The sequence below is a fragment of the Lysinibacillus sp. BS3 genome, assembly GCF_039614735.1.
Taxonomy (GTDB): Bacteria; Bacillota; Bacilli; order Bacillales_A; family Planococcaceae; genus Lysinibacillus; species Lysinibacillus capsici.
Genome location: NZ_CP154860.1, coordinates 2,268,979 through 2,292,906 on the forward strand (window position 1 = coordinate 2,268,979; position 23,928 = coordinate 2,292,906).

Annotated in this window: 11 protein-coding genes; 2 read left to right on the top strand and 9 right to left on the bottom strand. The window is 34.7% G+C overall.

All coding sequences use genetic code 11. The features are described 5' to 3' along the window. The 4 genes from AAJG31_RS11305 to AAJG31_RS11320 all read right to left on the bottom strand — a co-directional run bounded on the left by AAJG31_RS11305 (position 1) and on the right by AAJG31_RS11320 (position 13,541). The gene (locus tag AAJG31_RS11305) at positions 1-696 is read right to left on the bottom strand and encodes a 4'-phosphopantetheinyl transferase superfamily protein (protein WP_279493782.1); all 696 of its coding nucleotides are present in this window, start codon (positions 694-696) and stop codon (positions 1-3) included. Positions 697-699: 3 nt separating this feature from the next. Further along, positions 700-1,455, bottom strand: coding sequence for a thioesterase domain-containing protein (locus tag AAJG31_RS11310; RefSeq protein ID WP_257961663.1), 756 nt, complete (start codon positions 1,453-1,455; stop codon positions 700-702). Between the two features lie 102 nt (positions 1,456-1,557). After that, positions 1,558-8,049: a non-ribosomal peptide synthetase gene (locus AAJG31_RS11315; protein WP_279493781.1), complete on the bottom strand. Its 6,492-nt coding sequence runs from the start codon at positions 8,047-8,049 to the stop codon at positions 1,558-1,560. A 2-nt stretch (positions 8,050-8,051) separates the two neighbouring features. Further along, the gene (locus AAJG31_RS11320) at positions 8,052-13,541 is read right to left on the bottom strand and encodes a type I polyketide synthase (RefSeq protein WP_279493780.1); all 5,490 of its coding nucleotides are present in this window, start codon (positions 13,539-13,541) and stop codon (positions 8,052-8,054) included. Positions 13,542-13,927: 386 nt separating this feature from the next. On the opposite strand from AAJG31_RS11320, the gene AAJG31_RS11325 reads away from it, so the two are divergent. Continuing rightward, on the top strand, positions 13,928-14,869 hold the full coding sequence (locus AAJG31_RS11325; protein ID WP_257961666.1) for an NAD-dependent epimerase/dehydratase family protein: 942 nt from the start codon (positions 13,928-13,930) through the stop codon (positions 14,867-14,869). A 265-nt stretch (positions 14,870-15,134) separates the two neighbouring features. Here AAJG31_RS11325 and AAJG31_RS11330 read toward each other — a convergent pair whose 3' ends face one another. The 5 genes from AAJG31_RS11330 to AAJG31_RS11350 all read right to left on the bottom strand — a co-directional run bounded on the left by AAJG31_RS11330 (position 15,135) and on the right by AAJG31_RS11350 (position 22,524). Next, a complete protein-coding gene (locus tag AAJG31_RS11330) occupies positions 15,135-16,205 on the bottom strand; it encodes a glycosyltransferase (protein WP_259949339.1) in 1,071 nt (356 codons plus the stop codon). A gap of 156 nt (positions 16,206-16,361) precedes the next feature. After that, positions 16,362-17,114, bottom strand: coding sequence for a hypothetical protein (locus AAJG31_RS11335; RefSeq protein WP_279493779.1), 753 nt, complete (start codon positions 17,112-17,114; stop codon positions 16,362-16,364). Position 17,115: 1 nt separating this feature from the next. After that, on the bottom strand, positions 17,116-20,898 hold the full coding sequence (locus tag AAJG31_RS11340; protein ID WP_279493778.1) for an AAA domain-containing protein: 3,783 nt from the start codon (positions 20,896-20,898) through the stop codon (positions 17,116-17,118). Between the two features lie 112 nt (positions 20,899-21,010). Continuing rightward, complete coding sequence (locus tag AAJG31_RS11345) at positions 21,011-21,565, bottom strand: NAD(P)H-dependent oxidoreductase (RefSeq protein WP_279493777.1); 555 nt, start codon at positions 21,563-21,565, stop codon at positions 21,011-21,013. A 128-nt stretch (positions 21,566-21,693) separates the two neighbouring features. Continuing rightward, positions 21,694-22,524 carry an oxidoreductase gene (locus AAJG31_RS11350; protein ID WP_048393330.1) on the bottom strand — a complete coding sequence of 277 codons (831 nt, stop codon included), beginning with the start codon at positions 22,522-22,524 and terminating at the stop codon, positions 21,694-21,696. Positions 22,525-22,842: 318 nt separating this feature from the next. Between AAJG31_RS11350 and AAJG31_RS11355 the strand changes: the two genes are divergently transcribed. Continuing rightward, complete coding sequence (locus tag AAJG31_RS11355) at positions 22,843-23,889, top strand: hypothetical protein (RefSeq protein ID WP_054549087.1); 1,047 nt, start codon at positions 22,843-22,845, stop codon at positions 23,887-23,889. The last annotated feature ends 39 nt before the right edge of the window (positions 23,890-23,928 follow it).

A 23,928-nucleotide genomic window follows, 5' to 3' on the forward strand; every position in this document is an offset into this window, starting at 1 on the left:
TTATTTATATTTTTCCTCTTTTTTAATCAAATCCTTTAGTAATTTTTTAGCATCTAATGTCTCTATTTGTATATTTCCCCCTTCTCTTACGCATAGAGAAATTTGATAACTACTTTCAATTTGAAAGGTTTGAATATTTACATTTTGTTGTTTTCCATCTAACATAATCGTTGGTTTTTTAGCATAAACATTTGTTTGTAAACGATTAGGTGATAAACTTAGACCTTTGCCAATCATTTTTAAATAACTTTCCTTTATGGTCCAAATCATATAAAAATACTTTATTGCTTCATGATTAGAAAGAGATTTTAATTTCTCATACTCTTTCTTTGTGAGAGCACCTTCCATTGTTTCTAAACAAACAGGCTTTACATATTCAACATCTACACCTACCTCTTCTTTAGAAACTGCTAATACTACCCAATTTCTCGAATGAGAAATATTAAAATGAAAGTATTCTTGATCCCTAATAAACGGTTTTCCATATTTCGTAAAACTAATAGCATTGGAATACTGATCATATTTTAGAATTTTTTTTAACATCATATACCCTAGTAAGCTTCTGACCTTATCTTCTTTATGATAGAATGATTTTATTTTCTCTTTTATGGCAAAAGGAAGAAAACACGTAGCTCTATTTAATGTTTTATCATCTAAGGAATCCAATACTTTTACTAGATATAAATCAATACTCATTGTTTATACCAAAGATAATTCTAATTTCTCTACTATTTGTTGCACAATTAATTGTTCAAACTGATGGATAAAGAAGTGATTCCCTTCCATCTTAATTATTTCAAAGCTTCTATTTGTCAGTGAACCCCATTCCTCAATGGACTGAACTGTAACATTTTTATCATTAATCCCTGAAAAAGCTGTAATAGGAACAGGAATTATATCATTATCATTAGAAAATTGGTAAGTTTCACAAATTTGAAGATCAGCTCTCATAATTGGGAGTACTAAATTTAATAATTCTTTATTATTCAGTATCGTCTCTGGCGTTCCATCTAGTTCTCTTAATCTATGAATAAGTTCTTTATCTGATAAATCATACGTCTTTTTATTAGTACTTCTATTAAGATGGGGTGCTCGATGAGCTGAAGGGAAGAAGTACTTTGGCAACAGTCCTTCATCTTTATTTAAAGACTGAATCAATTCATAGGCAATTAAAGCCCCCATACTATGACCAAAGAAACAAAACGGTTTTTCCTCTAAATAAGGAATAATCGCTTTTTTTAACGATCCCACCAAAATATCTTTTTGACGAATAGATGGTTCGTTGATTCGTCTCCCTCTTCCTGGCAATTCTATACAAGCCAATTCAATATCATCCGGTAAATATTCATTCCATCTTTTATAAATATTAGATCCACCACCAGCATAAGGAAAACAAAACAACCTCAATCGTGCCTCTGTTTTTTTCTCATCTATTATTACCCATTTATTTTGCAATTGGTTCACTCCTTACTCTGATAGGAGTACTGCTCTTAAAACTACGAAAAGAGCAGTACCTTATTTCAAATCTTTATTTCTAATTTTGAAAGTCGTTTGATTTTATACATGTATTAATTTAGGTTCGATATAATCAGCTAAAGAACGAACGCTTGGATCTTGATAAAAATCCCTTAATGATAGTTCAATGGACAATTCTTTTTGCAGTTTGGTCATCATTCGTATTGCCTGCATCGAATCCCCACCTATTTCAAAGAAAGTGTTATTTATCCCTATTTTCCCCACTTCAACTTTTAAAATTTCAGACCATAATTTAGCAATTAGTCGTTGCATTTCTGTAACTGGAGGCTCCCACTTTTGCACCAAATGAGTTGTCTCATTTATAAGTGAATTCAATACTTTATAATCTACTTTTCCATTAGGTGTTAGTGGAATTGACTTAATACGGATAAATTGAGACGGAATCATATAACTTGCTATCTTGTTTTCAAGGAAACGGTATAAGTCCTCAGTTTCAATATCGTACTCGGTTATATAGAATGCAATAAGGCTTTTATTATCCTCCTTATTGCAAGCTAATATAGTACATTTATCAATCTTTGAATGTTTGATCAAGTTTGCTTCAATTTCTCCAAGCTCTACTCTATGACCTTGGATTTTTACTTGATTATCTTCGCGACCTAGCAGTTCAATATTACCGTCCGGTAGATATCGCCCGATATCTCCTGTTTTATAAATCCGTTCTCCAGTTCGTGGATGAATAATAAAACTATTTCGGGTTTTCTCTTCATCTTTCCAATAACCTTTCGCAACCCCTAGACCGCTGATATAAATATCTCCATACCCCCAAATAGGACAATGCTCTAAAAATTTATTTAAAACATATACCTTCTGGTTTTTCATCGGCTTACCATAAGGAATACTCTTCCAATCTGTCTCAATAGTTTCTATAGGGTACAGAATAGACCAAATTGACGCTTCTGTAGCACCACCTAATGAAATAACTTGTAGATTAGTATTTTTCGATAAATCCTTTATTTGATCTGGTAAAGATAGTGGGATCCAATCTCCACTTAACATAATTAATCGAAGAGTTTTTGGAAGACTCAATGTATTACTATAGACATACTCTACTAATAACGACATAAACTGTGGTACTGAATTCCAAATAGTAATTTGTTTTTCATTTATTAATTCAAACCAATGGATAGGATCTAAAACTTTCTCCTTGTCCGGAATTACAATTGTCCCCCCTGTTGCTAACATTCCAAAGAAATCATATACAGATAGATCAAATGTAAAACTAGATAACGCTAAAACTTTATCTTGTGCACCTATAGAAAAACGGTCATTAATATCTAAAATTGTATTCATTGCTGACTGATGAGAAATCATAACGCCCTTTGGATCACCAGTAGAACCAGATGTAAAAATTACATAGGCTAAATCATCAGGATTAACTCTTGCTGGAATCGTATCCTCACTATACGAAGAGAAATCAAAGGTATCCACTTCAACTAAATGTATTGAATGATTTTCTTCAATGTTTAAATCCAACCATGATTGAGTTAGAACAATCTTAACATCTGCCTTTTGAATTAAATAATCGATCCTTTCTTTAGGTAATTCTGGATTTATCGGTAAATAGGCGGCATTTGCTTTAAGTATGGATAATCCACCAATGGCCTGTTCCCATCCTTTATCCATGAAAATACCGATAACCTGATTTTTCTTTGCTCCTAAATCAATTAAATAATTACCAAGAGAATTTGATTTTTTATTTAACTCATGATACGTAAAGTTACGATTAGTGGTCTCAACTGCAATTGCATTTGGGTACTGTAATGCTTGCCTCTCAAAGCTTGTATGCAGGAGTTCCTTTTCCCAATCTTGTTCTGTATCATTTATTAGGGCTCTTAATTCTTTCTGATTATTCGGAATTAAAGAAATTACAGTTTGTTCCCAGATTTCATCTTCTATAGCTAACTTCTCAACAAACGACCAATAAGATTCAAACATTTCTTTAATAAACCCATCAGGATATACTTCTTCTACAACATCCCAATTGCACAGCAATCGTTTAGTATCTTCCCAAACACCACAATCGAGCCATACTTGGGATGTTTGTGTAATTCCATCTTCACTTACAGGCTTAAATGGAATCGGTGTATCTTCTTGATCAGGCACTGGGACCACAAGTGCCGAGGTAAATACAACAGGCATCTTTGCTTGGGTTGCTTCTCCTTGGACACTTGTCATAGCTCTAAGTACTTCCACTCCAGAAATATAATTATGCTCTAAATCTATCCATAAATCTTTTTGAATTTTTCGAGCCCTTTCAATAAATGTAATATCCATTTGTTGATTAATTGCTAATAGCGTTAATGAAGTGAATTCTCCTACAATGTCTGTAACTTGCGGATGAACGGCATGCCTGCTTAAAAACGTCAAATTCAATGAAAATGCAGATTCCTTACTCCAAGCAGCAAATACTTCTGCATGTATGGCTAATAATAAAGCAGTAACAGTAATTCCATAACTACTCGCTTTTTTCTTTAATACTTCCCACCGTTCCCTTTCTAAGACTCGATGATATCGAGTAAACTTTGGATTATGAATTGAACGTGGATTTCTTGCTATTGGGAAATCAGGAGCAGGAGGCAATGATTTGACTTTTTTGTACCAATACTCTCTTGCTTCTTTATATTTTGGGGAATTCTTAATAATTTCTTGTTCGGCAAATACATAATCTCTAAATGAAAAATCTAATACAGGTAGCATCTCTGACTTACCTTCGTATAGAACAACCAACTCTCTAACTAAATTGACAAAGCTCCAGACATCCCAAAAAAGGGCATCTGTTGAAAAATGAATTCGTGCTTTATTTTGAGGTAACTTTGTGATCCGAAGGTCGAAGGTTGGCCATTCAGTCACACATAATTGTTGATGAGACATTTCATTTCTTACCTCTTGTAAACCACTAGCACACTGTTCCTCATTTAAATTCTCTAAATCTTGTACTTTAATATTATAATACGGAACCTCTTTTAAAGTTTGTTGGTACCCATCTTCTGTAATAATCGTCCGCAGCATTTCATGACGGTTAATTAATTGATTCCATGCTTGCTCAAAAGCCTCAATCCTTAAATCTTCAGCTTCTAACTCATCATAGCTATGTGTTGTAACATTTCCTAACTCAAATATTTCCTGTCTGCCTACCCAATACGCTTGCTGTACATCAGTTAATGGGAAAGGCTTATACTTATCTTCCTTTCTAGGTTGATATTCAGGAAGATCATATTCTTCATTCTGCTCCTCCCCCTCAAGCTTTGAAATGTATTTAGCTAATTTTGATATAGTTGCATTTTCAAATATTGCCTTTAGTGGGACATTTATATGAAAAGCTTTACGAATTTGACTAGTGATTTGCATCGCCATAAGCGAGTGGCCGCCTAACTCAAAGAAATTATCATTAACTCCAATTCTTGGTTGTTTAAATGTTTGTTCCCAAATGTCTTGTAACATACTTTCAACTAAGGTTCTTCCCGAGATATAGGAGGATATATACTTTTCTAAATCAGGAAGTGGTAACAATTTGCGATTAACTTTTCCATTAGCATTGAGTGGAATATGATCGATTTTAATAAATTGATTTGGAACCATATAATCAGGTACATACTTTTTCATATGGGCTCTTATTTCTTTTGTTGAAACTTCTTTTTCACTTTCTACATAATAGGCGATTAGTTGTTTTTCATCATTTTCACCAACATCAACTACAATACCTTCTTTTAAATGAGCAAGCTTTAGAAGAACAGAGCTCACCTCATTGAGCTCAACACGAAAACCTCTAATTTTTACTTGACTGTCCATTCTACCAACAAGTTCAACATTCCCATCAGGTAAAAATCTAGCTAAATCTCCTGTTTTATAAATAAATGAGTTCTCTTTCCCTAGTGAATGATAGATAAATCTTTCGTTTGATAATTCTTTTCGATTCTTATAACCTTTAGCGACTCCTCTCCCACCGACGTATAGTTCCCCAACTACACCATAGGGTACGATGTGTCGCTTAGAGTCTAAAATAAACATTTGTTTATTAGCAAGGGGCTTTCCAATGGGAACAGTAGATACTTCAGGTAAATACTCCCCATTCCATTCAAAATAAGATGTATCGATTGTATCTTCCGTTAAGCCATATGAGTTGATTAATCTTGTTTCTGCATTCAAATATAATCGAAAATATTTATATTCGTTCATATACCAAATATCAGAGCCAAGAACTATAATTTTTATTTGGTCTAGTTTTTGTTTGCTATCCTCGCAATACTGAATAAGATGACGGAAAACTGCTGGGACAAATTCTGCAAAATCAATTTTTTCCTTTACAATTAATTCATATAATTCTCTTGAGTTTGTCAAATACTCTGGAGGACATAAAACAAGTTTTGCACCAGATAAAAGCGCACGAATGATATCTCCAGTGCAAACATCAAAGGAAAAGCTCGCCATTTGTAAATGATTTTTTATTCCATTATTCAAAGCATATGCTTTTTCCCAGCCATAGTAAGCATTAAGAAGATTTCCATGAGAAATAATCGCTCCTTTAGGCTGTCCAGTAGTCCCCGAAGTATAGATGATATAAGCAGTGTCATCTAAATCGATTTCTTCCCCTTGATAATTTTCATTCATTTCGCTCAATTTTTCTTTAATTGTGTTGTTTAGAACAATAACTTCATTTAAACCCAGAGATACATCTGGATTGAAGTTATAAGAAGTAATAAGGACTTTGATACCGCTATCTTTTATAATAAATTCTTGCCTTTCAATAGGATACTGAGGATCTATAGGAATATAAGTCGCCCCTAATTTTAATACTGCCAAAATACTAGTAACCATTTCGATTGATTTATCAACTGATATTCCAACCAAAACATTTTTTTTGACACCCTTTATATTCAAATAGTTAGATAAACGGTTTACTTCCTTATTTAATTCATCGTATGTTACTGAACGATCTTTGTAAGAAAGAGCAATATGATCCTTGTTTTCTTGAACAACCTTCTCAAACAATGTCATTACAGTATTAGAAGCGTTAAAAGGTATTTTTGGACCACTTCCTAATGCAACTAGTTCTTCTTTTTCTTTTTCTGACATTAAATTTAAATGAAAGATATTCTGTTCTGGATTTTCCGAGATTTGACCCAATAAATGTAAATAATGAGATGCCATCCTTTCGATTGTATCTCTTTCGAATAATTCTGTATTATACTCAAATACAATTTTAGGTAGAACATCCCCACTTCCTTCGAAAATATCTAATGATAAATCAAATTTGGATGTTCCTGGATTTACATGTTCGAAATCAACAGTTAGATTTTCTAATTGTATGGAAGGAATGGCATTTTGATAAGAGAATAGCACTTGAAATATTGGATTGTAACTTAGCTCTCTAGTCGGTCGTATACATTCTACGACGGAATCAAATGAAACATATTTATTTTCAAAAACCTTTAAGGAATTAGATTTTACTTGCTTTAATAAATCTGTAAAAGTTAATTGGTCTGATAATTTTGTTCTAATAGGTAAAGTGTTCACAAATAAACCAATCAAGTCTTCTATCTCTGATTGATCCCGGCATGAGATGGGGAATCCTACAGTTATATCGTTCTGGTTTGTATAACGACTAAGCAGGACTTTAAATGCTGCAAGAGTTATCATAAATAATGTTGTATCGTTCTTTTTACATACACCGGCTAACTGATTGTAGATATCTCTAGGCATCTCTAACGAGTATAAATCTCCCTTATGATGCTGTTCCCTTGGCCGTTTATAATCTAAAGGCAGATTAAGTAATTCTGTACACCCTTCTAATTCCTTCCGCCAAAATACTAACTGCTTTTCCCTTTTTTCTTCCGTCATATAGGATTTTTCCCACTCAACATAATCAGTATATTGAAGTACCTTACTATCAACGGCTTGTATTATATTTCCTTCCTCTAACTGTTTATAAGTTGTTAATAGCTGTTTGATAAAGTTTTCAAGTGACCAACCATCAAAAATAATATGATGGAAGGATAAAATAAGTAGAAATTCCTGTTCTTCTATTTGTAAAAGAGTAGTGCTCCATAAGGGACCCTGTTCTAAATAAAATGGCTGTTGAAGAATATCAGTAATACGTTGTTGAATCTGATCATTAGAAAAGCCTTGTACGTTGTTCAACTCTAAATTTATCCGATTTAATTGATTATTAATTTTTTGGTATCCTTCTCCATTTTCGTCGGCCCAAAAATGCATACGTAGAATATCATGTCTCTGGTTTATTAGATTAAGTGCTTCTTCCAAAACTTTTGGATTTAATGAGCCTTTGAATCTTAAGCAACCAGGAATATTATAAAAAGGATTTCCATAATCAAGATTTTCTAGAAAATATAGCCTTTGTTGACTTGAAGATAGAGGGAAAGAAGTTTTCTCTCTTTCCCCCGGAACAATCTTTTTCTTTTCTTTATTTAGTTTTTTTTGTAACTCTTTTTTTATTAACTCTTTTTTCTCTTCTGATAACTTAGATATATTATCCAATAATCTATTCGTCACACCTATTCTCCTTCTTCACCTGCTGAAATTTCTTTTAAGACTGCCTCTATTTCCGTTTGTGAATACGATTCCATCTCACTTATAAGCTCAGAAAGTTCAACATCCTCTTTTAACTGAATTGATTCAAAGATGGTTATAAGAATCTGTTCGGATAAATCTAAAATATTAATTCCTTTTAATAAATCTACAACAGCCATTTCTACATTTAAGTCGCGTTCGATAAAATTCTTTAATTCAATGGATATCATAGAGTCTAACCCCCAACTTGTTAAAGATTGCGAAAGGTTTAATTTCTTTTTACTCATCCTTAAAACAGTCGATACAGTGTCTAGCAAATATTCTTGAATGGCACTTAACTTATCACTATCTTCTTCTAAACTGTGAATTTTTGCTAAAATACTCTCTGTCTGTTTCGAATCCATTGTTTTTGTAGTTGAGGCTGAATCGATTAAATTAGAAATCATCAGTGGTGTATACTCGACTGGATAATTTCTTTTTGCGATTTTATCCCAATCTGCACCTAACACTGCTAATTGAGATTTTGATTGACTTAGAATCATTTCTAAGCACTTTAATCCCTCGTCTGGAATCATTGGATATAAACCTCTGTCAGTAAAGAAGGTATTTAAATCCAATTTTGTAGCCATCCCTACTTCTTTCCAAGGTCCCCAGTTGACACTAATAGTACGTTTTCCAATAGAATTTCTATAATAAGATAGTGCATCGAGAAAGGCATTGGCTGCTGAATAATTACTTTGACCTGGAGAAACAACAAGTGAAGCAACTGAAGAATACAATATTAAAAATTCTAATTCCTTATCATTAAAATACTCGTGTATATTCCATGCACCCCAGATTTTCGGTCGTAGAATACTATTAAATTCCTCCACTCCCATGTCTTTCATTAACTGCGGCTTTGCAGTACCTGCTGAATGAATTACACCTTTGACCTCTGGTAGGCCCATTTTATAGAATTTATCCATATATTCAGTCAATTGTTCTTTATTAGTAATATCAACAGATGATACATGAATAGTTGCCCCTAATCGTTCCAACTCAATAATAGAATTAATTTTTGTATAATGAGGATTATTACTGTCTATCTCCCCCCAACTTTCTCTATTCGGAAGTTGAGTTCTCCCCATAAGAATAAAGTGGCGTGCCCCCTTCGAAATCATCCATTTTGCTGTAACGATTCCTAAAGAACCAAGTCCTCCTGTAATTAAATACGTTACTGATGGATTAAAAACAACAGGGAAAGGCTTTGGGTGACTTTCACTAAAAAGATTCTTTTCCAATCTAGCTACAAACCTTTTCCCATCTCTGTAAGCAATTTGATCCTCGTTATCTTCATATAAGATTTCATTTAAAATGTTTTTTGAATCCTCATCATAATCATGAATATCTATATCTATTATTCCTCCAAAGAGATGGTAGAATTCTTGGTGACCAATAACTCGCGCCATACCCCATATACTGGATTGGGAAACGTTTACTAAATCATTATCTACTATCTGTTGCGCCCCCCTAGTAATCAGCCAGATTAGTCCTTCTTTGTTGGTTACTTTACTATCTGAGAGAGCTCTTAATAACAATAAAACTGAGTTTGTCGTTAATGTCTCTGCTCTTTCTAAAAGATTCAAATCTAATGCTTCATTGTCTAATAAATCAAGACTCCATAAATGAAGGATCCGTTTACAATTATATGTATCCAATAATTTTTTATATGAATCTTGATCTTTAGCATCAATAACTGTAGTGGATTGTGCGTTTTCTAAAGAATAATGTACTAGTTTAACCTTCTCACCTACCTTTTCTAGTAAAGAAGCTATTCTATATCCAACTCCCCCTTTATCAGCAAAAATAAGCCAATATTCTTCACCTATAGCTACTTTCTTCTCTTCTTTCTTCAGTTTCGATTCCTTCCACTGTAATTCATAAATTCTTTGTTGATCGGATGATGAATGATTTGCATCTCGTAAAGAAACTGCTTTACATTGATTAATTTCTAAAATTACTTCACCCTGTTCATTTACTAAATAAATATCACCAATTAGATTACCTTCAGATTTTTCACTTATTTTTGCGTATATCCACATATCTTTAGTTAGAGAGTGATATACTTTACCTTTCCCGATTTCAATAGGCATATATACGGTAGGGGTTTGCTCGAATGGCAAGGCTGCAGCCATTACTTGAAAGCACAAATCCAACACTGCAGGATGAATAGTATAATCGTTAATATCTTTTAAAAGTTCTGCTTTTATTTGAATGCGACCGAAAGATTCATTTTCACTTTGATTTCTCCATAACTGTTCTATTCCTTGGAATTGTTCACCATACTCTAAGCCTAATGTTTTAAAATGTTGATAACATGCTTGTTTGCTAACTGCATCTGTAATTCGTTTTTTTAAAGCCTCAATTTCTATCTTCCTTGTTGTTGTAGAAATTGGATAAACAACCCCTGTAGCGTTAAGATCCCAAGGAGTTTCTTCTTCATAACCACGACTAAAGATTTGAAACTCACCTTTTTTGTCATTGTATGTGAGATTCATTTCAACATCCTTTTCGTGTGTTAAAAATAGCGCTTTTTTGAATTGAACATTCTCCACACTTAATGTCACATCATCCTTTCCATATATCTCTCTTACAGCGGATAAAGCCATATCTACATACCCAGCACCTGGGAAAACAATTGTACCTTGAATCTTATGATCACCAATAAATGGTGAATTATTAATATTTAACTCGTTTTTCCAGATATAATTTAAGGTATCTATCCGTTCACCTAATATTGGATGTGTTTCACTATTTCCTAATCTATCTCGCATCGCTGGTTCTGTTTCTGCCCAATAATACTCTTTTTGCCAAGGATACGATGGGACCTTAGTAGAAAAAGCATTAGAACCATCCATTATTCCCCAATCTAATTCAATTCCGTTGACATACAGTTGCATATAGGTTTGATTAACATATTGAGTTTCTGATTCTTTCCTTCTAAGAGAAGAATGAACATGCCCATCAACTCCACATTGTTTTAAACATTCATAAATGGACGAAGTCAGAACAGGATGAGGACCTATTTCAAGGAACGAGCAGAAATCATTTTTAATAAGTTCTATACAGCCTTCAGCAAACCGAACTGGTAATCTAATATTTTTCCACCAGTATTCAGCATCGAAATATGTTTCATTACATTTTCCCCCATCAACAGTAGAATAGATTGGAATTACTGGTTTATGAGTGCGGATGTCTTTTAAAGAATGTAATAATTCTTCTTTAATACTCTCCATGTAATGACTATGATAAGGTACATCTACTTGTAAATATTTACTGAAAACTTTATTAGCATCTAATAATTCAAAAATCTCACCTAGCGCACTCTCATCTCCTACAAGTGTTATTGAAGTGGGACTATTAATAGCAGCGACAGATACAACATCCTCATAATTTTTAATATAGGGTTGGATAGTCTCTTCTGACATGCCAACCGCTAACATTTTCCCTTCTCCAGTTAATAGCTGTTGCAACCTACTTCTTGTGTAGATAACTTTAACAGCATCTTCTAGGCTTAAGATGCCTGATACAAATGCAGCAGCTGCCTCTCCAGCACTATGGCCAATAATTGCAGCAGGTAGAACCCCTTTTGATTTCCATAATTCATAAAGGGCCACTTGAATGGCAAAATTTGCGGGTTGAGAAATCTTTGTTTGTGACATTAATGAATCTCTTTCATTTTTCATCATTTCATCGCGTAAAGACCAACCAGATAAGTTTTGAAAAATTTGATCAATATTATCAATTGTGTTTTTAAATATTTCTTCTTTCTGATACAACTCATGGCCCATCCCCCACCATTGTGGTCCCATACCTGTAAATACAAATACTAATGGAGATTTATTAGTTACAACCCCTTCATATATACAGGAATCTGATTCATCGGATATATAGGCATTAAGTTTATTTTTTAAATCTTTAATCGATTTAGCAATAATTGACAACCTATGCGAATAATGATCCCTTCTACAAGCTAATGTATATCTTAAACTTTTCAATGAAGTTTGATTGCTATCAAGAGATGCTTTTAATTGACTTGCAAAATCATGCAATGCATTTTTATTTTTAGCGGATAACGGTATTAATAAATTTTTCTCAAGTTGATCATTTTCATAGAGATTATTTTGTTCAGGGATATATTCTTCAATTAATACATGTGCATTCGTTCCACCAAATCCAAAAGAATTTACTGCTGCTCTTTTAGGACCTTTTGTTTCTGGCCAAGGTGTGTTTTCTTTTGGAATGGTTAAGCCTAATTTTTCAAAATCAATATCTGGATTGACTTTATTTAAATGGAGATGTTTTGGAATTAAGTTATTTTTCATACTCATAACAGTCTTAATAACACCTGCTATGCCAGCTGCTGCTTCTGTATGGCCTATATTTGTTTTGACAGAACCTATTAACATTTTTTCACCATCTATACGTCCTTTTGAAAAGACATTTCCAATTGCTTTGGCCTCGATTGGATCCCCAACTGGTGTTCCTGTACCATGGGCTTCAATATACTGAATGCTAGAAGGTGAAATATTGTTTTTTTCATATGTATTTCTCATTAAATCTTCTTGGGCTTGACCATTAGGTACTGTAATACTCGATGTATGACCGTCTTGATTACTTCCTGATGCACGAATAAGTGAATGTATATGATCTCCATCTGCAATAGCTTGAGAAAGTGGTTTCAAAATAATTACTCCTGCGCCTTCCCCACGAACATACCCATTTGCACGACTATCATAGGTTTTTGAACGACCATCTGGTGAAAGCATTCCTGCTTTTGATTCAGCGATAAAATATTCTGGCTTTAACATAACATTTACACCGCCGACTATAGCCATTGAAGATTCATTTTGCAATATGCTTTGACAAGCAAGATGTAAAGCTACTAAGGAAGCGGAACATGCTGTGTCAACAGAAAGTGAGGGTCCTTTCAAATCAAATGCGTAGGATATGCGGTTAGATAATAATGTCATCATTGAACCTGTGGCAGAATGTGAATCAATTCCGCGTCGGTTACTTTCTGTAAATTGCAACAATTTCCAATCTAGAGTAAATGCTCCTATAAAAACGCCTACGTTTCTTCCGGCTAAATTTTCAGTTGGTAACCCAGCATCCTCAATTGCTTCATGTGTCACTTCTAACAACAAACGTTGTTGGGGGTCTAATAAGCTAGCCTCTCTTGGCGATATTCCAAAAAACTCAGCATCAAACTCTGCAACTTTATCGAGAAATCCTCCCCATTTAGCTCTAGTTTTACCTCTTTTTTTGTTATAAGTATCATAATAACGATTAATACTCCATCTATCCTTTGGAATCTCCGTAATAGAGTCCTTCCCATTTTTGATGTTATTCCAAAACTGCTCTGGATTATTACTGCCTCCGGGAAATCTACATCCCATCCCAATAATAGCAATTGGTTCATTTTTTTCGCTCATGCACCCATCTCCTTTGTAATTTTATAGAAAAAATATAACATATTGTAAATTTTATTTTTCCTGATTATTCATTTTTCAATAATTTGTAATATTTTACTTATTTAAAACTTAGTTATAAGAAGAAAGTTATTGATAAAATTCAATTTAAGGGATAAAATATTTAATTTACAACTTATGGTATTTTTAGAATTTTTTCTATAATATAACATATTTACAAAAAATATTTTAGAATTTTTATATATTTCATCTTATTGTAATAATTAGTTAAATTATAATTAGGTATAAATAGGAAAACATTGATAAAATTACAAATTAAGAATAAAATTCTTATTATTGCTATTTAGTTAATAATTTATTGAAGCAAATATATTTTTGGAGGTAATTTAATGAGCGAAGAGTATCATGCGATTTTTGGGACGGGTCCACTGGGACTAGCAATTATGGATCAACTTATTCAAGAAAACAAAAAAGTGCTCTTAGTAAACAGGAGTGGAAAAGCAAATGCTCCACAATCTGTAAAAATCATAAAAGGAGATGCTACTAAACTTGAAAGTGTAATAGATATTTGTAATTCTTACAAAATTTCAGTCATTTATCATTGCCTAGGTCTTCCCTATTCATCTTGGTCTGACTTATTCCCACTTATGATGAGTAATATCATTGAGGCAGCGTCAATCCATAATATCAAAATAGTCTATGCAGATAATCTCTATGCATACGGTCCACAAAACAAATCTCTACATGAAAATGATCCATATAATACTATTGGTAAAAAAACTAAAGTAAGAGCTGAGGTAGCAACAAAATTAATGAATGCTCATAAAGCGGGTAAAGTAAAAGCAACTATTGGAAGAGGTACGGATTTTTTTGGACCACGTGTCAAAACATCTGCCTTAGGTGAGCAGGTAATAAAAAATTTAATGCTCGGCAAGCCAGCAGATGTTTTAGGTAATCCTGATGCAAAACACTCTTATATTTTTATACGAGATTTTGCTAAAGGACTTATAATATTGGGGGAAAATGAAGAAGCATTTGGTGAAATTTGGCATATACCAACCAATGAACCTACTACAACAAGATTAATAGTACAAAAAATTGCAGAAGAGCTGGGAACTACAGCTAAGTTTAGGGTTGCTGGAAAATTCATTGTTAATATAGCAGGAATATTTAACTCAGACATGAGAGAACTTAAAGAATTAATGTATCAACATTTACATGATTTTGTTGTAGATTCAGAAAAATTTCAGAGAAAATTTTCGTTTTCTAATACACCTCAGGAGGAGGCAATTTACCAAACTGTCGAGTGGTATAAAACAAAGTATGAGTAATTTTCAGCAGAACTAGCGGTTTTCATCCGCTAGTTTTTTTATTGACTAATTCTTCAAAAAAATATTTACGTAGGATTCATACTCAAACTTCTTTTACATATCTTGAATTGACTGAATATTCTATATCGAGGGAGGTTTTTAATGGAAGCAAAAAATTTTAGGCCACGTAATGTAATTTTTATGACGGTTGTTGTAGGTGTCTCTGTGTTAATTGGCCAAGCTATTTATGTCTTGTTTATTGATGTACCTTTTCCATAAGAAAGATTTATATCTTTAATTGACTAAGTAAATATTTCCCATTATTGATTATTTCCTGATGATTCGGTTTCCATTTTTGTGCCTCTAGATTATGCTGATAGGCATTTTCAAATAACCGTAACTCCCTGTATAAAAGGCTTAATTGTAAATGAGGAATCCATGTTGAATAAGCACGCTTTTGGATAGTCATTGTATCGGCAGGAGCTTGTTGCAAGGCTTGAGAGTACCAGTAAATAGCCTCTTTATGTTTTAATTGCTCCATAAAAAATTGGCCCATTCGGCAACATGCTTCTGGCTTTGGTCGATCATATAAGAAAGATTGCAAAACAGCTTGCTGTGCTTGTTGATCATCATGTAAACGTCGATAGCATTCCCCTACATGTAAACAAGCCTCAATGCGATTATCTGTAGTGCCTAAGTTGCTATCCAAAAATAGGTTGTATTGATTAATAGCTTCTAGGTAACGGTGATGCAATTTTAGTTCATTGGCATAATGAAAATTCTCAATTGCTGAAAGAGAATGTCCATTCTTTATTAATCCCTCATAAATATTTATATTGCGATGAATATCTTTCGTTAACGGTAAATGTGTGACAGCGATATCACTATGAAAGAGCTGCCCTGACACCTTTAAATTCTCATGAACAGCACCCTCCCATTGAAAATGATTCGCCCTTTTTACTAGACGAAACTTTCGTTCACTACACTCCACTTCCCCATCACAATCAAGCGTCAAATAATAATCCATTGTTACAGCATCAATAGAAGGAAATAATGTTTGCTTTAGTTGGCTGAACTTGTGCTGATTTTCCTTTGTCATAATATCATCAGCATCAAGCCATAAAATATAGTCTTTTGTTGCCTGCTGAAAGGAAAAATTTCGTGCTTTGGCAAAATGATTACACCAGGAAAAGTCATAAATTCGAGAGGTAAAATTTTGAACAATCTCTTTTGTACGATCAGTTGAACCAGTATCAATAATATTAATCTCATCCACGAGGTGCTGAACCGAATCTAAGCATCTTTCAATCGTACATTGTGCATTTCTAACAATCATACATAAACTAATCGTTAACATCTGTCCCCTCCTTAGCAATGGTTTAATTTATGCTAATGTAGTATTTTATCGAAAAAATTTTTCGATTATCACCTAACTCTGTAAATTTATAATGTAAAACAAAAAAAACGAACGCGATTTACGTTCGTTTTTTCTAGCAATTGAAATCCTATTGAATCAAGATAAATATTGCTCACGCCATGTTAATTGTTCTTTGTCTGTAAGCTGTTGCTCTAAATGATGATCCCATTGATTGAGTAATGTATTCCATACTCGTACAAATACTATATCCTGTTCCTTATCATAAAGAACAAACTCTAAACATGGGCTATCATTAATTTGTTGAGCTTCTGTTTGAACAATTTTTGCGATGACTTTCTGAGAGCTACCTTCCTCTTCTTCATCCGCTTCCTGTAAAGCTGCAATCACCATGGACTCCTCAAATTGTTCCTGTTGTTCTGCCTCTTTGTCAATATAACGATAAAGCTCTGGCAATTCATCATATTCATCATTATTCGTATCGACTGTGAGAAACGATTGATGGCAAGGACTAAAGTAAAGCGTGGAGGTTTCTTTCTCTAGTTCTTCTTCAAAAATACCTCTTTCTAGCTGCCTCTGTCCTTTTTCAGTTAGCCTATAGAAATCATCTTCATTCCTCACAAGGTTTACTCGAATCATTAAAGAAACCAAGTCTTCAATAAATAACGGGTCTACAAGCAATAACTCGCTCAATTCCTGTGCGTTGCTAAAATCCGCCTCTTGAATACTAAGCAGAAGCATTGTCATTAAGACATCCATTGTTGAACGACGAACAGGCTCATAGGTCACATCAACTGTTCGAATGGGAATACACCATTCAGCCGTTTTGACAATCTTAATATTACGATTCTGCTGAAGCTCACGCATTAGTCGTTGTTGTAATTTTGACAATCTATATCACCAATCCTTCATGATTACGTAAGCCATCGTAGGATTTTACTGTTTTTAACAAATTCGCATACATCTCTCTTGTCTCTTGATGTTTTGCACGTTTTGCAAACATTTCTGCACTTCCAACAAGCAGTAGTAACTCACGGGCACGAGATAGCGCGACATTTAATCGACGATAATCTCTGGCAAAGCCAATATCCCCGCCTTTAGGTGTATTACGAACCATGCTCACTAAAATGACATCCATTTCCATCCCTTGGAATTTATCAACAGTCCCTGTTCTAAATTGCAGATGTGGTAGCTGTAATTCTTGCTGAAGAAGGCGATTAATTTTCTTTACCTGCTCACCATAGAAACTGATGACACCAACGCTTTTTTGAGCATCCTGCGGCATACGGCCTGCTTCTTTTGCTGCCTTCACAGCTTCATTGAGATCTAGTAAAATACGTCTAATTGTGAGCAATTCTCCTTCATTAAAACGACTCGTTCCCCCTTTTACTTGCTCCTCTAAATAAGGTTTTTCTGTTGGAATATCAATCCACAGTAAATGGTCATCACGTTTTATAAACTGCCCTTCTAAGCCATGATCTCTTGCTGCATCCGAATCTGGTAAACCACATTGCAAGCCATTTTCTTCTTCCGCATAAAACGGTGTGATACTTTGCATGATTTTCTCATGCATGCGGTATTGCAATGCTAGCATTTGCTTATGTGTTGGTGGCAAATTATTAAATAAACGCTCAAATAATGATTCACGCAACAGATTTTTTAATTCCTGTGCGCCTTCAAAGTTTGGATTTTCTTCTAGCATTGCCTTTAATGTTTCCTCCAGCGTATCATCCCCAAGTAATGGTGGTAGCTGATGATGATCACCTACTAAAATAACTTTCTTCCCCTTTAGCATTGGTAAGAGCAATTCTGGTGGTGTTGCCTTTGAAACTTCATCAATAATAACCACATCAAAGGTCGGATAATTTTCCATAAACTCCTTACTGGCAGAAGCTACGCATGTTGTACCAATAACGTTCGCATGACGCACATACAATTTTCGAATTTCATCTAAATCATATTCTGTTGCGTTTTGTAATTTTTCACGCCATTGTTCTTGTAGTTTTTTGTGAAGAGGTAGCTGTTTTTCCTGACGTTGGAATGCTTCGATTGCTTGCTTTGCAGTTTGAATAGCTTCTTTCACCTCTTCAGCCGTTCGTTCTGGCATAGATTGTAAGAGCTTTGTATAGGTAGCTAGTTGCTTTTCTTTCTTCAATCCTGCTATATTAATATCTTTTATTTGTTCTTCTATAAGCGTTAGCTGCTGTTCTACTTCCTGCAAGTTTGTTTGGACAGTCTGTAAAGAGGCTTGTTTAGGAATGAGTTGTACTTTAGCCTGTTCCACTGCCTCCAGTTGCTGCTTTGCTTGTAGAAGAGACTCTCTAGCTTGTGAGGCAAGAATTTTTAAATATTCTACAGATTCTTCTGGTTCTTCAGTAATTTGAAAGGCGTTTGCTAATTGTTGTAACCGCTCAGTATGCTGTATAAATGGTTGGAGCTGCCGCTGGTAACTTTGCACATCGAAGCTAGTTATTGCACACTCCTGATGAATTAAAGTTACTAGATTTTTACGAAAAGTTTCGTATTCCTGATCTTTATGCTCTTGCTGTTGCTTTAGTGCTATTCCCTTTTGCCAAACAAAATCACGACGCATATATAGCCCGAGCAAATAACTTTCAATAACATCACTTGCTGGTGCTTGACCATCTTGAAAAGCCGTGTTTAATTGTGCAAATACACCAGTAAGGTTTTGCAAAGAAAACGATTGTACTGGTTGTAGTCTACTTTTAGCAAGGGCACGCTCCTTGACTTCATGCGTAACCAAAGCCTCTAGCTTCACAATTGCCTTTTGTAAACGAGCATTAATCGTTGACCATGCCTCTAAATCTTTCGCATCCTCTAAATGCTGCAAGCGACCTATTTGTTGCGAAAGTACATGAGAAGGGCGAATTTGATAATGTTGTAAAAAACGCTGAATAAGCTCAAATGAGGTTAAGGTGTATATATATTTTTGCGCTTCCTTCATGATTACTAGACGATTACTTTCGATTTCATATTTCTGCTGTATCTCTTCAAATTGCTGTGTTAACTGGTGCTTTTGTTCTTGTAGTTCTTTATATTGAGCAGCAGCCTCTAGATGTTTCACTTTTTCAGTAGTTTCCTCAATCGTACGCTGTAGTTGCTCGACTGAAGGGTAATCAGCAAGTGTCTGTTCAAGCTGCTGTACAATTGGCTCAATTTGTGCGAGCTGTTTTTCATAATGCTCTTTTTGAGTCTCACATGTTTGTTGCTCTGTTTTAACAGCCTTCAATTCTTTTTTTAATGCTTGAATCTCTTGCTGTAAAATGGGTTCTTCCATAGCTGCCTGCTCTTTTGCAGCAATTTCCTGTGTTAATTGCTCTAGCCATTGCTCTAATTTCTCTAGCTCATCTTTTGCTTTTACAAGGTTTGCTTCTAGCTCTTGCTGAAGTTCTGGAAATATTGTAATTGCTTCTTCAATCGCAGCAAGTGTCTGCTCACGCCATTGAAGCGCAACATTTTCCTCTATGAATTTTTTACCCTCTTCCTCAATACTTTCCGTTCTACCATAGCGTAAAATTCGAATTTCTTGATTGGACAGTAAGCGTCCTAATGCATTATCTACAGCTAAATTAGACTGTGAGGCAACAAGTGTTTTTAAGCCTGCTTTAACATTTTGCTGACAAATCTCTGAAATGACAGTTGTTTTCCCCGTACCAGGTGGACCCTGAATGACATACAAATCCTCAACAGATAGTGCACCTAAAACGGCTCGTCGTTGATATTCATTTAAATTATTATGAAACTCAATATCTTCGCGTAGCTTAGATGCCCGAACTACAGGACGCCGCTCAAACAGTATGGTTTCTAAATTAGGGTTTACTGCCTCACCCTTTTCTAGCTTTGTAAAACCATTACGTAGTCGTCGAATTTGGCTTAATGTTGCAAAATTACTAAAGCTCGCTTGTTTGGAACGAAGATTCAGCTGGTCCTTGCGAGCCAAATCCTGTATAAAAGGCTTTACATCAATTTCTACCGTTTGCTTTCCTGCATTAGCCTTAATAACCTGTCCTATCTCGCCTCGAATTCCTTGTATGCTAACACTTAACCCCTCTAGCTTTTTCCATTCTTTACTCTTTATGTAGGGACATACAATGGTTAAGCGTGTAAAATCTTCATTGAAATAGCTTTGCTTAAATTCTGTATGAATATCATCAATGGTTGCATCTCGTTCTTGTATTTTTAAATAGCCTTCCCAGCTGGCTATACGTTTTTTTACATACTCTGTACGTTCCTCTGCAATCGGTAGCTGTCTTATTTTGGTGTGAAGCTCAAGTGGAATACCTGCTCCATTATTAGGCTTCGTCACAAATTGTAATGCGGCTGCTAAGCGACGATTTGTGTTAATAGGTCCACGCATATGGACAAATCGAATATTGGTTGCCAGCAATCCTTCCACCTTTAGCACACAATCCATAATAACCGTTTTCTCAGTAAGAATATCGCTTAATTTTTCATTGTCCTCCGCATTAAAATAGATGGATAAAAAGGTTTCACCAACTGTTTTTGCTTTTCGTTTTTCAATATAGACAGTAAAAGATCTTTGTAACGCAAAAAAGGCATGCTCGTTTGCTGAGCATTCCTCTACCGCTTCCTTCGCCTTATTGGTCAAAATAAGATTACAGCGTTGTTTTTCTAGTAAAGCGATGTCCTGCATGAGCAGCCCTCCTTCCTGAGTCACTAAAGTTTTATTTTATCACATACTAAAACAATACTTACAAAGAAAAATCCCCTGCACAGTGATTTCTTACCACCGTACAAGGGCTATCTTAATGTTGGTCAATTGTTTCTTTGGGCAAGTTCTTGCTCATTTCACAGTATTGAACAAATACACGAGCTAATTCACGTAAACGACTATGAACGTCTGCATCTACAATAGTATTATTTGCATCGAAATGTGATGTATGTGTATACACATAGTTTGGCGTAACAAGCGCTCGGAAGTAGTCTAAAATAGGTTTTAGCTGATTTTCGACTACAAGGTGATGCTGATATGTGCCTCCATTTGCAACAATGGATACGGGCTTATAGCGCATTGTTTTAGGGTGTAAGAAGTCAAAGGCATTTTTCAAAACGCCTGGAATAGACGCTTGGAAAATAGGCGTTGCAATAATGTAAGCGTCTGCCTCCTCAAATTGTTGAATCAGTTTTTTCATATCATCATTTAATGGAGAACCATCCACAATTTGATGCTTATATTGACTAAAATGCATCATTTCTAACTCGAAACTAGCATCTAATTCTTTAATATATTGCTCTACTTGCTCTAAAATAGCACCAGTTTTACGACCAAACATCGTGCCATCTACGAGTAAAATTTTCATCTTTACTTTGCCTCCACATTCATCTTCTACAATAATATTGTAACAAATGAAAAGTGGCTCGGAAAGGATTGTCATGACAATTGATATAAATTCAGTCTTTAGACGGAACGACAAATTTAATCCCTAAATTAATTATCCTGATCACGTTGTCGGAAATGGACTTCCTTATCAATGACCGTTTCCTCAAGCTTATATTTATCTCGATTAATGACAACCTCACGATTAACTTTCTCGCCTTCATTCAGCTTATCCCAATTAAATAATATCTCTCTTGAAATGTCCTCTTCTGGTACTTCCGGATACTCTAATGTTGCTAACTCATCTGATGGATAAATAGTGACTGGCTGTTGTTTACCATATAGGGCAATGATAATCATAGCCTTTGCCACTTGTGTGGCTTCAATTGCTCTAGAACGTTTTAAAGGTCCAATTAATAAAGGCTGTGCAAGCTTTAATAATTTTTCTCCTGCCTTTTCTCCTAATCGAAATTCATCACGGTTCCCTACTAAGAGTGATGGGCGAATAATGGAAAGCCTTTGTAAGCCTAGTTCCTCTAAATCACGCTCAAGTTTACCTTTAACTCGATTATAGTAAAATGGAGAATTTTCATTAGCTCCCATTGCAGTAATCACAAGAAAATGAGGGATTCCCCGTTTTTTTGCTAAAGAGGCAATTGCTAACGGGTATTCAAAATCTACCTTTTCAAACATTTCACGAGAGCCTGCCTTTTTAATGGTTGTGCCTAAGCAACAATACAATTCATGAGCAAATCCTATATCGTTTTCTTCTATTCTATCAAAATCACGAATTTTCACTTCTAACTTTGGATGCGTATAAGTTAGCTTTCTTCGTGCAATAACTGTTACTGAAATATACTCATCATGTTCACATAATTGTTCAACTAGAGCGGAGCCGGTTAAACCAGTCGCCCCTACAACAATCGCTGCACGCATACTCATTTTTTCTCCCGTCCTTCTACTTATTGATAGTATATCAATTACGCTTATCTTGACACATCGGAGTTAAACAAAACATCCCATCATCTCCATTTGTAGAGGGATTTTTCGAACCAAGATAAAGACCTTCCAATTGTTATGTATATTCCTACAATTCGCCTTTCTATATATATCGACCATTTTTTTGATGATTAAAACTGATTAAAGATAGCTATTTTAGAAGATACCGCTAGAGACATTCATGATCAAATCCTAAATTTTACACATACTTGCTCTTTCTTCGCCATAATTTAAAGAGACAGAGGAAAGGATGGGATACATTTGCAAAACGAAACACACGCAATTGAACCAAAAAAAACGATTGTTTTCATTATTGAAAGCTGTATTGATAAAGGGCTGTATCCTTTTGAACGGGTTTCAACATTAGCTAAACTACTTTCGAATGAGAAGGTTTTTATCTTTGTAAAGACTCCTTCAAATGACGGAATCCAAATTTTAATGAATGAAGGAGTTACTCCTATTCTATTTGATCACTTTAACGAATTACCTAAGCAAATCAAAGGACTTCAACCTGATTTAATTGTTAGAGATGGGCGAAATTCTGAAGGCTGGCAAGTAGAGGAATTACGACCTTTCTGCAAAACAATTATTCATTTTGATGATTTTGGTGAAGGTGGCCAAGCCTGTGATTGTGTACTACTAGCACTCTATCAAGAAGTGAAAGATTATTTACCAGCGCATTATATTGGTGGAAGCTTTGTTTTTGCCTTGCCAGATGCATATCAGCATTTCGATAATATACCTGATAGTAAAACACCTGAAAATCCGCCTCATATCGTTGTTGCTTTCGAGGATGGGGACGAGCATAATTTAACGTATCGAACACTTCGACACCTAACTCAGCTACAAATACCACTACAAATTACAGTTATGATTGACGACAGCTATCGCCATGCAACGGATGACTTGCAAATGATGGTACTTAGTCGTCGCAATACTGCTATTCTTCGAGATAAAGATGCACTCCTCAAACTACTACCTAAAGCAGATGTCATTATTTGTAATGCTAACTATACACCTTATAAAATTGCCTCTTATGGCGTGCCATGCATTACACTTGCGCAAACTGAAGCTGAGCTTTTACATGCTTTTCCTCGTGAGCATAATGGCTTTATCCATCTAGGACTTGGTCGTAAAATGAAGCAATCACAAATCCAAAATGCTGTCATGGAATTTCTTTTACACGAAGCTCGCAGTGAACGAGCAGTGAGAAAACAGCGACAACTCAATCTTGCTGGTAATAATGAAACACTTCAAGCTTTACTCTTAGATTTTGCTTACGATCGTCATAATATCGCTTCTACTTAGTGCTACTTCGAAGATGATTATGATACAATATATAAGAAT